Annotated in this window: 14 protein-coding genes; 11 read left to right on the forward strand and 3 right to left on the reverse strand. The window is 57.6% G+C overall.

What is annotated here, in order from left to right:
* The first annotated feature begins 15 nt into the window (after positions 1–15).
* The 11 genes from ACQ7C1_RS12630 (at position 16) to ACQ7C1_RS12680 (ending at position 10,932) form a co-directional block, all read left to right on the forward strand.
* On the forward strand, positions 16–1,518 hold the full coding sequence (locus tag ACQ7C1_RS12630) for a lipopolysaccharide biosynthesis protein (protein ID WP_430958503.1): 1,503 nt from the start codon (positions 16–18) through the stop codon (positions 1,516–1,518).
* 30 nt (positions 1,519–1,548) lie between these two features.
* Positions 1,549–2,580: a polysaccharide pyruvyl transferase family protein gene (locus tag ACQ7C1_RS12635; RefSeq protein ID WP_430958504.1), complete on the forward strand. Its 1,032-nt coding sequence runs from the start codon at positions 1,549–1,551 to the stop codon at positions 2,578–2,580.
* Positions 2,581–2,590: 10 nt separating this feature from the next.
* Positions 2,591–3,412: a galactosyl transferase gene (locus tag ACQ7C1_RS12640; protein ID WP_430958505.1), complete on the forward strand. Its 822-nt coding sequence runs from the start codon at positions 2,591–2,593 to the stop codon at positions 3,410–3,412.
* Between the two features lie 76 nt (positions 3,413–3,488).
* A complete protein-coding gene (locus ACQ7C1_RS12645; RefSeq protein ID WP_430958506.1) occupies positions 3,489–4,433 on the forward strand; it encodes a glycosyltransferase in 945 nt (314 codons plus the stop codon).
* A gap of 171 nt (positions 4,434–4,604) precedes the next feature.
* Positions 4,605–5,573 carry a glycosyltransferase gene (locus ACQ7C1_RS12650; RefSeq protein ID WP_430958507.1) on the forward strand — a complete coding sequence of 323 codons (969 nt, stop codon included), beginning with the start codon at positions 4,605–4,607 and terminating at the stop codon, positions 5,571–5,573.
* An 88-nt stretch (positions 5,574–5,661) separates the two neighbouring features.
* On the forward strand, positions 5,662–6,639 hold the full coding sequence (locus tag ACQ7C1_RS12655; protein ID WP_430958508.1) for a glycosyltransferase: 978 nt from the start codon (positions 5,662–5,664) through the stop codon (positions 6,637–6,639).
* Positions 6,636–7,517, forward strand: a complete 882-nt coding sequence (locus ACQ7C1_RS12660) for a glycosyltransferase family 2 protein (protein WP_430958509.1) — start codon at positions 6,636–6,638, stop codon at positions 7,515–7,517. Before ACQ7C1_RS12655 ends, ACQ7C1_RS12660 begins: the two co-directional genes overlap by 4 nt.
* A complete protein-coding gene (locus ACQ7C1_RS12665; RefSeq protein WP_430958510.1) occupies positions 7,517–8,491 on the forward strand; it encodes a glycosyltransferase family 2 protein in 975 nt (324 codons plus the stop codon). Before ACQ7C1_RS12660 ends, ACQ7C1_RS12665 begins: the two co-directional genes overlap by 1 nt.
* Before the next feature lie 24 nt (positions 8,492–8,515).
* A complete protein-coding gene (locus ACQ7C1_RS12670; RefSeq protein WP_430958511.1) occupies positions 8,516–9,889 on the forward strand; it encodes an O-antigen ligase family protein in 1,374 nt (457 codons plus the stop codon).
* A 111-nt stretch (positions 9,890–10,000) separates the two neighbouring features.
* Positions 10,001–10,459, forward strand: coding sequence for a glucuronosyltransferase (locus ACQ7C1_RS12675; protein ID WP_430958512.1), 459 nt, complete (start codon positions 10,001–10,003; stop codon positions 10,457–10,459).
* Positions 10,456–10,932: a glycosyltransferase gene (locus tag ACQ7C1_RS12680; protein WP_430958513.1), complete on the forward strand. Its 477-nt coding sequence runs from the start codon at positions 10,456–10,458 to the stop codon at positions 10,930–10,932. Before ACQ7C1_RS12675 ends, ACQ7C1_RS12680 begins: the two co-directional genes overlap by 4 nt.
* 38 nt (positions 10,933–10,970) lie before the next feature.
* Here the strand turns inward: ACQ7C1_RS12680 and ACQ7C1_RS12685 are convergent, their stop codons facing one another.
* The 3 genes from ACQ7C1_RS12685 to ACQ7C1_RS12695 form a co-directional block, all read right to left on the reverse strand.
* The gene (locus tag ACQ7C1_RS12685; protein ID WP_430958631.1) at positions 10,971–11,666 is read right to left on the reverse strand and encodes an SGNH/GDSL hydrolase family protein; all 696 of its coding nucleotides are present in this window, start codon (positions 11,664–11,666) and stop codon (positions 10,971–10,973) included.
* Positions 11,667–11,878: 212 nt separating this feature from the next.
* Positions 11,879–13,186: an HlyD family type I secretion periplasmic adaptor subunit gene (locus tag ACQ7C1_RS12690; protein WP_085779117.1), complete on the reverse strand. Its 1,308-nt coding sequence runs from the start codon at positions 13,184–13,186 to the stop codon at positions 11,879–11,881.
* 15 nt (positions 13,187–13,201) lie between these two features.
* Entirely contained in the window at positions 13,202–14,965 is a 1,764-nt protein-coding gene (locus tag ACQ7C1_RS12695) for a type I secretion system permease/ATPase (protein WP_085779118.1), read from the reverse strand.
* Positions 14,966–15,013 lie beyond the last annotated feature (48 nt).

The raw sequence follows: 15,013 nt of genomic DNA on the forward strand, positions 1-15,013 counted from the left end.
AGGAGCCGTTCGCCCATGAGCAGTGTTACCGACCGGCTGATTCAGGGCAGCATGTGGCTGAGTTTGTCCCGCGCCATCGTCAACGGGCTCTCGGCGCTCAGCACCTTCGTGCTTGCCTGGTATCTCGTGCCGGCCGATTTCGGTCTCGTCGCCATTGCAACGACGATCCAGGTGATCCTGAGTTCGGTCACCGAACTCTCCCTCAATCAGGCGCTTATCCGCCACGAGTCGCCAAGCGAAACGCACTTCAGCGCGGTCTGGACCTTGAGCGTGACGAGAAGCGCGATATTGGCGCTGCTGTTTGCCGCCGCGTCCTATCCAATCGCCGAATTCTATAACGAGCCGCGGCTGACGAGCGTCATGCTTGCCTTGAGTTTCAGCCTGCTCCTGAGCGGGCTCGCCAATCCGCGCCGCGTCATGCTCCAGCGCGATCTGATCTTCTGGCAGGAATTCGTCCTCAACGTCTCGCAAAAGCTGGTCGGATTTATCGTCACGGTGGGAATTGCGGCCGTCTATCATAGCTATTGGGCGCTCGTGATCGGCACCCTCGCCTATCAGGTGACCAATATCATCGTTTCCTACACCGTCCTGCCGTTCTGGCCGCGCATCACCTTTCGACACGCGCGCGAATTGTTTTCGTTCTCGGTGTGGCTGACGGCCGGTCAGATCGTCAACACGCTAAACTGGCGGATCGAATATCTGCTGATCGGCAAGATGCTGGGCGCCACGCAGCTTGGCCACTATACGGTCGGCAACACCCTTTCGACGCTGCCGACGCGCGAAGCCACGGCGCCGTTGAACCAGACGATTTATCCAGGCTTTTCGAAAGTCCGCAATGATCCGATCCGGCTGATCGCAGCTTATCAGCGTGCCCAGGCGCTGCTGGCGGCCGTGGCGCTCCCGGCCGGGATCGGTATGGCCGTGGTGGCCGAGCCGATGATGAGGCTTGCCTTGGGTGAGAAGTGGGTCCCGGCAATCTTCATCGTCCAGGCGCTCGCATCGGTCTTCGCCTTGCAAACGCTGGGTTCGCTCGTTCAGCCGCTCGGCATGGCGAAGGGCCATACCAAGATGCTGTTCATCCGCGACACGCAGATGCTGGTGGTCCGCATTCCGATCATCATCGCCGGTCTGATGCTGTACGGGCTGCCGGGCGTGGTCTATGCGCGCGTGTTGACGGGTCTGATTTCCACCGTGGTCAACATGCTTCTGGTCAAGCGCCTGATCAATCTGCCGTTCTTCCAGCAGCTCGCAGCGAACTTCCGCGCGCTTGCCAGCGTCGCCTTGATGGCGGCCGGCGTGTGGGGATTGTCGCATATGGTCAGCATGCCTGCCGACAAGCTGCCCTTGGCCTTGTATCTTGCCTACCTCGTCATTACGGGCGGCATCATTTATCTCGGATCGAGCTTTGTTCTCTGGATCGCTATGAAGAAGCCCAACGGCCCGGAAACCGAAGTCCACCGCATCATTGTCAAGTTCCTGTCAAAAGCAAAACGTATTGCCGTACCTAAGTCGGCCTGAAGTTAAACGAACACCAACAAGAGAGGCAGAATGACCAGCCAATCCAGATCGGAGCTGATCGCAAAACTCAACGGCATGATCCATGATTGCCTGAAGGACTATGTCTCGCGCGATGAACCGCTTGCGATTCTCGATTTTCCTGACATTCGCAATTGCGGCGACTCGGCGATCTGGCTGGGAGAGATGGCCTATCTCCGTGATCGCTTCGGCAAGCGTCCGGACTATGTTTCCAGGCTTCACGACTTCTCCGTCGAAGAACTGAAACGGCGGGTTCCCACAGGCCCGATCTTCATTCACGGCGGCGGCAATTTCGGCGATATCTGGGTCGCCCACCAGGATTTCCGCGAGATGATCATGGAACGTTTCCCGGATCGGCAGATCATCCAGTTTCCGCAGTCGATCCACTACAGTTCGGCTGAGCGCATCGAGCAGTCCAAGCGGGCCATCGGGCGCCACAAGAATTTCGTGCTGCTGGTGCGCGACGAAGAATCGAAGGAGTTTTCCGAGAAGCACTTTGACTGCACCGTGCGGCTATGCCCGGACATGGCTTTCGCCATCGGTCCACTGCCGGAAAGGGCGACGCAGATCCCCGTCCTCGCCATGTTGCGGGAGGATGCGGAACGGGTTGGCGGCGGTGATCGCAAGATTCCTTCCGATATTCCTGTGGAAGACTGGATCACCGAATCGAAGCGTAAGGTAGATATCGCCAAGAAACTGGGCGTAGCTTCGGCTTATCTCGCATTGAAGCCGAGCGAAGTTGCCTTGCGCCGACTGGACGCTGCGGCTCATAACCGCTTCGAGCGCGGCATCAGCCAGATCTCCCGTGCCCGCGCGATTGTGACCGATCGCCTGCACGTCCATATCTGCTCGCTGCTGCTCGGCCGTCCGCATGCGGTACTGGACAACAGCTATGGAAAGATCCGCCGCTTCATGAATGCATTCTCCGGCGGAACCGACCTTTCCTATAAGGCGACATCGCTCGAAGACGGGATCAAGTGGGCGCGTCAGCAGGCTGGCCAGGGGCGCGTCGCTGAGAAAGAAGCTGTGGGCCTGCGGGCTTAAGGGGAATTCGATGCCACTTGTCACCTTCATCATCCCGGTCCGACATCAGGACAACGCGCGCGATTGGAGCAAGCTGAAGGCAAATCTCGGCCAGACCGTGGCCTCCATTTCCAATCAGACCAATGGAGATTGGCGCGGCATCATCGTAGCCAACGAAGGCGCCGATCTACCCGATCTGCCGGAGAAATTTTCCGCCGTTCGCGTGACCTTTCCCCCTAACGACATGCATGAACTCGGCAAAGGCAGCAAGGAAGACTTCCTTGATGCGTTCCGCGCCGACAAGGGCCGGCGCGTCTTGAGCGGCATGCTGGCCGCCGCCGACAGCCGCTTTTTCATGATTGTCGATGATGATGACTTCGTCAGCTCCCGGATCGTGCAATATGTATCGGAAAATAGGGATGCCAACGGATGGACGATCGACAACGGTTACATCTGGGACGACGGTGGCAATTTCCTGCTTGGTCATGATGACTTCAGCCATCTCTGCGGGACGTCGCTGATCATTCGCGCCGATCTTTATGAATTGCCGCAGCGGTTCGAGGACGCTTCGCTTGACTGGATCAAGTCGATGCTTGGCAGCCATGTGCGCATTGCAGATATTCTCGCCCAACGCGGAGCGCCGCTCGCCAAACTCCCCTTTCGCGGGGCGGTCTACCGGGTCGCCCATGGCGGATCGCATAGCCGGGCGCCGAGTCTGATGCGGCAGTATTTTCTCAATCGCGGCGTGCTTCTGAAGCCGCGACGCTTGTTGCGAAATTTTCGCCGGCTGAGGGTTCTCGGCCAGGGTTATCGGCGCGAATTTTTCGGCGGGGCGCGGTCGAATCCTGCATAGACTCCGATGCACATAGCGAAGGCAACTAAATTATGAGGCTTTTCTCGTTCGATTTCACCAAAAGGGTTGGTTAAAGATGGCGAATCTTCTCGTCAGCGTGCTCTTTTCATCTTACAACGGCGCCAGCCGCCGGCTGCGCCATACTCTGGACTCCCTGGTGCGCCAGGAGCTTCCCCACGATCAGTGGGAACTGATTGCCGTCGACAACAACAGCAATGACGGCACTTTTGACCTTTTGAAATCCTATAGCGACAAGCTTCCGATCACCGTCCTGCAGCAGTACAAGCCGGGAAAGTCGGGCGCGTTGAATATGGCCCTGGATCGGGTGAAGGGGGATCTCATCGTCTTTACCGATGACGATGTTCGCGCCGAACCGAACTGGCTGAAAGCGATCGTCGACTGCGCCGCAGCCCATCCGAGTTATGGCATCTTCGGCGGCAGAATCGTACCTGATTGGGAGAAAGAGCCAAAAGATCGGTTTATTCAGTGGATTCCGATGGGATCTACCTTTGCAATCGTCGATGAAACCCAAAGCGGGCCGTGTGACCCGACGAAAGTCTGGGGCCCGAATACAATCGTCAGACGACAACTGCTCGGACCAAGCGTGCGCTACCGCGAAGATATCGGTCCTCTTCCCGGAAAGATCTTTGCCATGGGTGAAGATGCCGAGATCGTTATTCGCCTCGCGGCCAATGGTGCCAAATCCTACCGATGCGCGGAGGCCGTGGTCCATCACTGGATTCCGGCGTCGAGCGTGACGGAGGATTGGGTACAGAAAAGAGGTGAGCGGCTTGGCTACGGGATGCCGGCGCTCTTTCCCGACGAGGTGCCTAGAGGGCTGAGGTTAAGCGGAGTTCCGCTTCCGACCTGGATCGAAAGCGCGCAATGGGCTTTCCGGGCAGCAATGCTCTATCTCCTGCCGCAATCGAAGAAACGTTTCTGGGCAATCTGGAAATATTACTACATGCGTGGCTATCGTGCCGGAATTCGCCGGTACGTGTCTCAAACGGTGGTACAGTGATCGATTGCCCAGGAGGCAGTAATTTGAGACTATCGGTGCCTATCAGTCATTTTTGCCAGTATTTGCGTCCACGCATCGACAGCGTTCTATCGGAGGCCCAAGTCACCGGCAAGGCGTGAGCTGAAGCCGTACTGTGAGGCGATCCGACCGAAATGGGGTCCGGAGCAGCAAATGAGCAAAGTTAAGGTAACAATACTTTTCTCGACTTACAATGGAGAGAAGACCCTGCCAACGATGCTTGACGCGCTCTGCGCTGCCACCATACCGAAAAAAGAATGGAAAATCGTCGCGGTCGATAACAACAGCAGCGACAACACTGCAGCAGTCCTGAATTCCTATAAGGAGCGGCTTCCGCTGGAAGTTTATTTCGAGCCAAAACAAGGCAAGCAACATGCATTGACTTTGGGCTTCCGCCATCTGGAGGGGGAACTCGTCATTTTAACTGATGACGACGTCATCCCCGCGCCGGATTGGATCGAGCAGTTTCTGATCTTGGCGGAGGAGCAACCTCAGTTTTCCATATTCGGGGGCTTGATCACGCCCGAATGGGAGGAAAAGCCGGCACCGTGGTTGATCAAGTATGGGCACTTGGGAATTCTTTATGCTCTCAATGGCGATCTTCCCGAGGGCCCGATTTCGGCGGCGTTAATATCAGGGCCGAATTCGGCCTTCCGCCGTTCCATTTTAGGGCCTGGCTATATCGTACACGACGGCCTCGGCCCGGATGCCACTGTCGCTCAATTCCCCATGGGTGAGGATACTGCTTTCGCTCTGAGGTTGGAGAAGAATGGAGCCAAGGCGTTTCATTCTCGGCATCCCGGGGTTCGGCACATTGTAAGGAAGGGCTATGTGAAGGAAGGCTGGGTTTTGCGACGCGGCGAGCGCTATGGCATGGGTTTGGTTATCGTTCGGCCGGACCTGTTCAAGAGCAAAATGAAAATCGCCGGCCTGCCGGTTGTTAGCGCCCTGAGATGGCTTCTGATGGCGCCGGCCAGCGTCGTCGTCAAGAGATTCCCCCTAAGCGGCCTTCGCTTCAAATTGCTCTGGGCGCAGTCGGTGAGACAGGGAATCCTGCGCCAATTTTTGAAGCAGAGATCTGCGAGGAATAAAACGGTCCATTCTCAGCTTGGTGCCAAGTGATGACAGTCCCAAACCACGGCATTGACAGGAAGTTCTCCATCTGCCGAGGCAGGGGGCCAGATTTTCGCACTTCGGGAGGCGGCTCGGTTTGACGGCGAATCTAAAAATAAGTGTCATCTTTTCGTCCTTTAATGGCGCTAGCAGACGGCTTCAGCAGATGCTGGATTCGATGCTGGGCCAAAACCTTCCGGCTGACCAATGGGAACTGATTGCCGTCAACAACAACAGTGAAGACGAAACACAGCAACTTCTCGACCAATATACGGAGAAGCTTCCAATGGTTGTTGTCAATCATGCCCGGCCAGGAAAATCAGGAGCTATGAACGCCGCTTTGGCGATAGCTCGAGGAGCGTTGATCGTTTTTACGGACGACGATATCGAGGCCGATGCGAGTTGGTTGAGTTCGATTGCGGAGTGCGCAGAGGTGAATCCGGATTACGGCGTTGTCGGCGGTCGCATCCTCCCGAATTGGGAGCATTATCCCCATGGAAATCCGCTGTTGGACTGGATTCCCATGGGATCCACCTTCGCCATAGCCGACCAGGAATCCAGTGGCCCGTGCGACCCGACAAAAATCTGGGGTCCGAACACGACCGTGCGTCGTGAACTGCTCGGCAGCACTATACGGTTCCGCGAGGACATCGGTCCTCTTCCAGGAGGTCTTTTCGCGATGGGAGAGGATACGGAAATTGTCACCCGCCTATCCCGAAACGGCGTGAAGACATATCGGTGCGCTAAGGCCATCGTTCATCATTGGATTCCCGCCTCGAGCGTGACAGAGGCTTGGGTCCAGAAACGTGGGGAACGTCTTGGCTATGGAATGCCTGCGCTCTTCGCCGAGGACATTCCCAAAGGTGTAAGGATCGGCGGGGTGCCCTTGCGGACCTGGATCGAAAGTGCCAACTGGGCGGTTCGGGCGGCGCTTCTTTATCCTTTGCCGCGATCAAAGAAGAGGTTCTGGGCCATTTGGAAGTACTACTACATGCGTGGCTACCGCGCCGGGCTGCGCCGATACGCACCGGCAGGAAATCATTCTGGTCGACTGGTGCAGGAGGTCGTGCGGTGAAATTATCGGTGCTCATCAACAATTTCAATTACGGCCAGTATCTGCGTCCCTGCATCGACAGCGTTCTGTCGCAGGCCTATCCGGATTTCGAAGTGATCGTCGTCGACGACGGTTCCACTGATGATTCCCGAGAAATCCTTGCTTCATACGGCGAGCGGATCCTGACCGTATTGAAAGAGAATGGCGGCCAGGCCTCAAGCTTCAATGCCGGTTTTGCGGCCGCAAGCGGCGATATCCTTTTTCTCCTCGATGCCGATGATGCGTTTCTGCCCAGCAAACTCGTGCGCGTCGCCGAGATCTACGACCGCAAAGAGATCGACTGGTGCTTCGACCGCGTGACGACTGATGACGGCGACCAGCCTCCCGCGGACCTGCAAGTGACGCTGTTCGACAAGCGGGACACTCTGCGCAGAGGCGGTTTCCCCTCGCTCCCCGTGCCGACTTCAGGCTTGACCTTCCGCCGCGAACTGCTGTCCCAGATCCTGCCGATGTCCGTCGCGAAAGACGTCGTCCTCAGCGACAATTACATCAAGTTTGCGGCCGCCTATCTGGGTCGCGGCGCCATCGTCGAAACACCGCTGACCTTTCAGCGCATTCATGCTTCGAACCGCTATACGGGCACGAGCAGGGCGAAAACACTGCGCCCGCGGATCATGATCGCGACAGGATTGGAACTGGCACGTCGCTATGATGGGCTGCATGCGCTCGGCAAGAGCCTGGTGGCCGGCGGCATCGCCGAAACGACGTCGCTCCTGAAGCTTAGGAGCGAAGCTCGAAGCACCGTGGCAGGTGGTCCGTTTGGTGATGATGCCGTAAACGAAGTGGCCCTGATGGCCGCGCGCAAGCGTTTGGGCGCTATGCTGCGGAGAGGACAGTAATGGACCAGCAAGAGACCTTGGCGCCTTCATCTGATCGGCAAGGCGCGTCGCCGTTGAACATCGCCGTCGGCGTGCTGACCTATCGGCGGCTGGATGGCATCGCCAAGCTGCTCGACGTGATGACACGCCAGACCAAGCATTCGGATCGTCCTTATCATCTGACGATGGTGATCGTCGACAATGATGCCGCTGGCAGCGCAAGAGCCACGGTTGAGGGCTTCGGCCAAACGGGCGCCTATGATCTTATCTATGTCGTCGAACCCAACCAGGGCATACCCTTTGCGCGCAACCGCGCGCTGGATGCGGCCCCTGCCGGCACGGACCTCTTCTGCTTTCTCGACGATGACGAATGGCCCGTCGATGGCTGGCTCGATGCAATGCTGGAGACCCGCGAGAAAAACCGCGCCGATTGCGTCTATGGTCCTGTCCAGCCGGTCTATCCCGAGAATCCACCTGAATACTTCATCAAGGCAAGGGTTTTCGAGCGCAAGATGAACAAGGACGGTCAGCGCATTTCCTATGCGGCTTCGAACAATGTCATGTTCGATTATCCCCTCATCCGCTTATGGAATCTGCGTTTCGAAGAGAAAATGCGCTTCACCGGGGGCACTGACTATCTCTTTTTCAATCAGGCAATTCGCCGCGGCATGCAGGTATTCTGGGCTGACAAGGCACTCGTCTATGATATCGTTCCCGCCAGCCGCATGACCTGGAAGTGGGTGCTGCAGCGACAATACCGACTCGGCAACACTTTCGCCGTCAGCGAGGTCCTGCACGGCGACCTCAAGCGCCGGCTCTATCGCGCGGCCTATGGCGCCACGAGAGTGATCCTTGGGGTGGCCATGCTGCCGGCGATCCTCGTTTCACCCTATTGGGGCATGCGGGCCCTCACCCATGTTTTGCGTGGCGCAGGCATGGTCAACGGGATCCTTGGACATGCCTATCAGGAATACAGACCCAATGCCGCCCTCTGATACTGTTTGCAGGAGCGCTCTCGGATGAGTTTCGGCCCTACTTATGTTCCCAACGGGAACATCAGCTTGACGCGGCAAGCGGCGCGATCGCGACCACGTCATGGCATCGAGAAAGAAACCTTGGTCCGTTGGCTCCTCACGGTCATGCTTTATATCACGCTCTTGCGTGCAACCGGAATGTGGTACGGTTATCCCTCGAACTTCGATGACGGGATATCTGTGGATCCGCTTCCGCAGAAGCTGATGCTCTATTCCCTGATTCCGATGATGGGCGTTTACTTCATCCTGGAGCCAAACCGGTTTCTGTCCTATTTTCGAAGGGTTCCGGTTCTCGTCATCGTTGTGGCTGGCTTTTCGCTCATATCCCTCGCTCTATCGATCAGCTTTGGCGCATCCGCGCGCGGTGTCGCCGCCGTGACGGTGCTGACAATCGCGCCGCTGCTCTACCGACGTCGCTACGGCAGCGTCGAGACATTCAGGCTACTTACAAACTTCGCCATTTTTGCAGCCTTTGCCAACGTCCTGTATACGGTCGCCTTTCCGCGTTTTGCTATCATGGGCGGTTCTTATGCCGGCATGGTCAAAGGGCTTTTTTACCATAAGAACACGATGGGGCAATTTTTTGCGGTCGCGTTCGTCGTCGTGGTTTCCATCGGCTTGCCATCCGCCAAGCTTCGATATCGGACGTTGCTGCGCTGGACCGCTTTGTTGTTGATGCTTTTGTTAATCGCCGTCTCGCGATCGTCGACGGCCGTCGTCATGTTGGCAATGGGGCTTGCGACACTCGCGGGTCTGAAGATGATGTTCAAGATCGGAAATTCCGGCGTCCGATCGTTCTTTCTGTTCTTTCTCTGTCTTATCCTCGGCTTTGTCGGCGCGTCGGCCTATCTCGGCGCCGCGCAACTGATCGCGGATGCCTTCGGCAAGGATTTGACGTTCTCCGGGCGAACGAACATCTGGGAGCAACTGATTCCGCTTGTCTACGACAAACCGATTTTCGGATATGGTTTCGCTCTGTTTCGACAACCCGAGATCATGGAACAGTTCGTCCGTGTGACGTTTGATGCGAGATCGACGCACAACACCTATCTGGAGCTCGCGCTCAACATTGGCGTGCCCGGGACAATCGCCTGGGTGGCATTCTTGTTCAAGCGGCTTGGAGAACGCATAACGACGGTATCGTCGGGCGCCGCGCTAAACGAAGTTCAGGCGAAGGAAGTCGCAGTCATGCTGATGATCATGATCGGCGCGATGATGGAGGCTGGTTTGATGTTGGCACCGGTCGTGCTTTGGCCGCTTATGGTCGTGTGCTTGCCAAAGGATTCTTCGCCGAGTTCCTTCAGGCGCAAGCCACGAAAACCGATTATGCCGAATTCTGGTCGAAGACCAGCAGTATGAGTTCATATTAAGAGCTGGTATCCGACCCGAAATGTAGAGTATCGAAACAATACACGGCGATCCGCTTCAGTGCGGACCATTTTAGCGCAATTCTCAATACGAGGTCTCTCTATGGCTGTGAAAAAGTTGAAAGTCCTCGCCGCCTCCTCCGGCGGCGGTCACTGGGAGCAGCTGATGGCCATGCGCGGCGCATTCGAAGGCTGCGATGTCGTCTTTGCAACGACAATCCCGGGACTGCTCGCCAAATACGACATCAAGGATGGACTGGTGCTTCCCGATTGCAGCCGCGACTCGATCACAATGTCCATCCGCTGCTTTTTCAGCGCCTTCTCCATTGTCATCAAACACAGGCCGGACGTCGTCATTTCGACAGGTGCAGCACCTGGGCTTTTCTGCCTGCTTGCCGGCAAGTTGACGGGCAAGCGGACGATCTGGATCGATAGCGTCGCCAATGTGGAGAAACTGTCCCTCTCCGGAAAACTGGCTGGCCATATTGCGACTCTCTGGCTGACGCAATGGCAACATCTTTCGCGGCCGGATGGCCCACATTACGCAGGAGCTGTCCTTTGATCCTTGTCACCGTTGGAACGCAGCTGCCCTTTGATCGCCTCATCAAGGCTGTCGACAGTTTCGCACAGGGATTGACTAGGCCGGTTCTGGCTCAGATCGGCAAGGGCACCTACACGCCACAGAACATGAAATGGATCAAGAACATCGAGCCTGCGGACTTCGATAGGGTCTTCCGCGATGCGACTGTCATCGTCTCTCACGCGGGGATCGGCACCGTCCTCACGGCGAAACGTTTCGGCAAACCGATCATTCTCGTTCCACGCAAGGCGGCTCTTGGCGAGCACCGAAACGATCACCAGCTCGCCACGGTCAGCCAGCTTGTCGGCCGGCCGGGCATCTATGTCGCCCAGAGCGATGACGAACTCAAAGATTATCTCCTCCAGGACCTGGATAGCCCCGCTCATGAAGACGCGTCCGATGCCGGCCGGGCCTCGCTGGTCAGCTTTTTGAAGGGCTATCTCGCGACGGGTTGAACCCCCAACAGGGGCAGATGCCCTTGAGACGAGAAGATTCATTCGCCGCAATCGCGGCCGGCTATGTACCGGGTCAGTTGGGGCACGATGATTTTGGAAGCTACTTCGGGTCGCGGATGTGCGCCGTCAGGAATTGCGGCGGCCAGATCGTCCGGGGTCAGGCGCTCCCAGTCCGGCCGGTGATCGATGAACTCCAGGCCCCGTTTCAGGGCCTCCGCCTGATGAGCCGAAATATAGCTACCGACAAAAGGGCGGATCAGCCCGCGCAGTCCTGAAAATGGATTCATCGCCATGAGAATGATCCGTGCCCGCGGCAGGCGTTGATGAAGCTGATCGAGAATGTCGGCAATATTCTTTCGGCTTTGCGCCAGGGACACGAACCGATGCAATGTCGAGTCATTGGCGTAGAGCTCGATCAAAATAATATCCGGCTGCTCGGCAACGACCCGGTTCAGCTGGGTCAAAGCCCACGCCGACGTCTCGCCGCTCTTTGCGACGCTCTCGACTTTCACGGATCTCTGCAGGCAGGCAGAAAGCCTTGTTTGGAGGCCGGGCTGCCATCCCCCGCGCGCTGTCAGCGATGTTCCGAAAGCCACTATTTTCAGCGGTGGAAGGTTCTCGGCATCACTCTTTCCAGTCATCAAAACCATCACGAGGCAGGCTAAAAGCAGAACCAGACCCGATACCGGTCGCCTCTCGGTCGGCGCCGCTCGCCAAAGCCGCAAACATATCATGACAAAACCATATCTCGGCAAGAGCTATACGTCACCCGGCAGGAGAACCTTGTGGAACGGCTGGCAGGCCCTTGAAGCCAACTTTGCAGCAGGCTTGAGACAATATCATGAAGCACAGATCGTCACGCCCGCTTCAGTGCGCAAATCCGCCTTACATCCAACCGGGGATAGCAGCTGCCTCGACACGCCGCAACGGTGCCGAGGAGCGCCAATCACTCCTCACGAAATACGTGCTGCATCTGATCGGTCAGCGGTTTTGTGAGATAGGAGATGACGGTCCGGTCGCCGATCTTGATAAAGACTTCGGCCGGCATGCCGGGATAGAGCTTTATCGATTTCAGCTTCGCGATACTTTGAGCCTCCGGCTTGACGCGCACAGGATAATAGCTGATCCCCGTCCGCTCATCCTTGACGATATCAGGTGCAATTGAGGTGATCACCGCCTGCACGTCGGGCGTCGTGCGCTGATCAAAAGCGCTGAAACGCACATCGACGGATTGGCCGACATGGACCTGATCGATATCGCGGGTGGCGATTTTCGCCTGGACGGTAAGATCGTCGTTTTCGGGAACGACGAGCCCCAGCGTCTGACCGGCTTCGATAACGCCATTGACGGTGTGCACCGACAATTCGTGAACGCGGCCGCTGAGCGGCGCGGTGATGTCGAGACGGCGGAGTTGATCGAGCGCAGTGCCGCGGCGCTCCTCATTTTCGGCGATCTGAGCTTCGACATCGGTCAGGTCCTTTGCGATCTCCGAACGACGGTCCTCATCCAACTGAATCGACTGTCGGTCGATTTCGATCGCCTTGCCCTCGGCCTCCGCCTTTGCAGCGATTTCCTGACCGCTGTTACCCTGGAGATCGGCGCGGGCTCGCTTGAGCGTATTCAAACGCTGAAGCGTCACCAGACCTTTCTTGTAGAGAACATCGACGGCTTCGAGCTCCTGTTCGATCAAACCGAGGGAATCGCCGGTGGCGTTGATCTGAACGACCAAGCCTTTGATCTGCTCTCCCAATTGATCCTTGCGCGACGCCAGCTGACTCTTCATTCCGATCAGCGCTGACCTGCGGCTGTCGAACAACTTCCGCTCGCCGTCGAGCAGCTGCTGCGCCGCGGTGCTGGATGTCAGATCGCTGAGGTTTTCGTCGACTTCGAACGACTCGGCGCCGACCCGCTCCGCCTTGAGACGGGCGCGGCGCGCATAAAGCTGAGCAAGCGTGCTCTCGACAATCGACAGCTGTGCTCTTGTCGCCGTTCCATCAAGCCGTATCAAAACCTGTCCGGCCGACACATGCTCGTTTTCAGAGACCAGAAGTTCCGAGACGATACCGCCCGTCAGATGCTGGATCTTCTTGACGTCGCCGTCGACGACAACGACGCCTTCGCCGATGACGGCGCTCGAAAGTTCCGTCGTCGCCGCCCATCCGCCGATGCCGCAAACCAACGCAATGGACAGCGCGCCGACAACCGCCACATGGCGATTGAGGGAGCGTTTGGATTCACTAATAACTTTGCTCACGATCTTCCTTCCGGCCTATTCCGCCGCATTCCCGTCGACCACGACCTTAAGCTGAGCCACGCGCTCTGCAATTGGGGTGCGCGCTGCCTCGGTCCGGCTGACCCGCGCCAGAACTTCTTCCTTAGGACCGAATGCGATCATCCTGCCCTCCTGCATCATCAGCACGAAATCGCACACTGCCAGAACGCCGGAGCGATGCGCGATGACAACGACGATGCCCCCACGTGCACGCACGCTCATGATCGCAGCACTCAGCGCCCGCTCGCCTTCCTCATCCAGATTGGAATTCGGTTCATCGAGCACGACGAGGAATGGTTCGCCGTAGAGCGCTCTCGCAAGCGCGATACGCTGTCTCTGCCCGGCTGAAAGCGCAGCACCGCCCTCGCCGATTTCGGTCTCGTAACCGTTCGGCAGACGCAGAATGAGGTCGTGAACGCGCGCCGCCCTCGCTGCGGTAACCACCGCTTCCGGCGACATCTCTTTCGCGAAGCGGCAGATATTCTGCGCGACCGTGCCTGAGAAGAGCTCCACATCCTGTGGAAGATAACCGATATGCCGGCCGAGTGCGTCGCCATCCCATTGGTCGAGCGCCGCGCCATCCAGACGAATGGATCCTCTGACCGTCGGCCAGATGCCTATCATCGCCCGCGCCAGCGACGACTTGCCCGAGGCGCTGTAGCCGATGACCCCGAGCGCGCTCCCTGCTCTCAGGCCGAAGCTGATATCGGAGATGACCAACCGCTGGCCGGCCGGCGGTCCGCTGGCGACGCCTTCGACCGTCACCTGCTTGGAAGGTGCGGCCAGCGCGAGAGGGGCTGGAATCTCCGGAATTGTCTTCAGGAGGTTCGCAAGCCGCGCCCAGCTTTGCTGGGCGGAAACGAAACCGCGCCAATTTCCAATCGCCGCCTCTACAGGCGCCAGAGCGCGGGACGTCAGGATGGAACCGGCGATGATAATACCTGAAGAGGCTTGACCTTGAATGACCAGGATCGCGCCTGTTGCCAGAGTTCCCGATTGCAGGGCGATACGGAAAATCTTCGAGAGGGTCGCATAACCATTGCCGACATCCGATGCCTGCCGGGTGATGTTCCGGTATTCGCCGTTTTTGCGATCCCAGATCTCAGCCATCGTGCCCGCCATGCCCATGGCGTGAATGACCTCGGAGTTGCGGATCGAGCTCTGCGCAAATCCGTTGCGCATGTTGGCGGCTTCCGATTGCCGCTTGGAGAGCGTACGCGTGCCCTGGTTGGTCAGGAACGTCAGCATGGCGAGAACGAGCGATCCGCCGATGGCGATATATCCAATAGCCGGATGGAACAAGAAACAGATGACGAGATAGAAAGGGAGCCAGGGCAGATCGAACATTGCCGTCGGGCCCATGCCGGACAGGAACGTTCTTATCTGATCGAAATCCCGCAGGGGCTGAAGCCCGTCGCCGCCAATCTTGACCTTCAGCGGCGCTTTGATCAACGCCCGAAACACCCGCCCATTCACCATCTCGTCAAGCGCACCGGCAACGCGAACGAGCATTCTGCTCCTGAGAACTTCGAACGCGCCCTGGAAAGCATAAAGAGTCAACGCAAGTATTGCCAAGGCGGCCAGCGTCGGTATGCTTTTGCTTGGAATGACTCGATCATAAACCTCAAGCATAAAAAATGAACTTGTGAGGTAGAGGATGTTGATAAGTGCGCTTGCTATGCCAATAAAGATCAGGCCCCCTTTGCATTTCCGCAATGCTTTGGACGGTTCATTGACGTCAGCTGTCGAACTTTGAAACACGAAGCAATCCTCTCTTACCGCATCGCTAACCCGGCGAAGCCGCGGATA

The sequence above is a fragment of the Rhizobium sp. Nf11,1 genome (assembly GCF_050587665.1).
Lineage (GTDB): Bacteria > Pseudomonadota > Alphaproteobacteria > Rhizobiales > Rhizobiaceae > Rhizobium.

Bases quoted from the DNA above. Each gene is read 5' to 3' on its own strand.
- ACQ7C1_RS12630 (WP_430958503.1), top strand. From the start codon at position 16: ATGAGCAGTGTTACCGACCGGCTGATTCAGGGCAGCATGTGGCTGAGT.
- ACQ7C1_RS12635 (WP_430958504.1), top strand. From the start codon at position 1,549: ATGACCAGCCAATCCAGATCGGAGCTGATCGCAAAACTCAACGGCATG.
- ACQ7C1_RS12640 (WP_430958505.1), top strand. From the start codon at position 2,591: ATGCCACTTGTCACCTTCATCATCCCGGTCCGACATCAGGACAACGCG.
- ACQ7C1_RS12645 (WP_430958506.1), top strand. From the start codon at position 3,489: ATGGCGAATCTTCTCGTCAGCGTGCTCTTTTCATCTTACAACGGCGCC.
- ACQ7C1_RS12650 (WP_430958507.1), top strand. From the start codon at position 4,605: ATGAGCAAAGTTAAGGTAACAATACTTTTCTCGACTTACAATGGAGAG.
- ACQ7C1_RS12665 (WP_430958510.1), top strand. From the start codon at position 7,517: ATGGACCAGCAAGAGACCTTGGCGCCTTCATCTGATCGGCAAGGCGCG.
- ACQ7C1_RS12670 (WP_430958511.1), top strand. From the start codon at position 8,516: ATGAGTTTCGGCCCTACTTATGTTCCCAACGGGAACATCAGCTTGACG.
- ACQ7C1_RS12675 (WP_430958512.1), top strand. From the start codon at position 10,001: ATGGCTGTGAAAAAGTTGAAAGTCCTCGCCGCCTCCTCCGGCGGCGGT.
- ACQ7C1_RS12685 (WP_430958631.1), bottom strand. From the start codon at position 11,666: ATGATATGTTTGCGGCTTTGGCGAGCGGCGCCGACCGAGAGGCGACCG.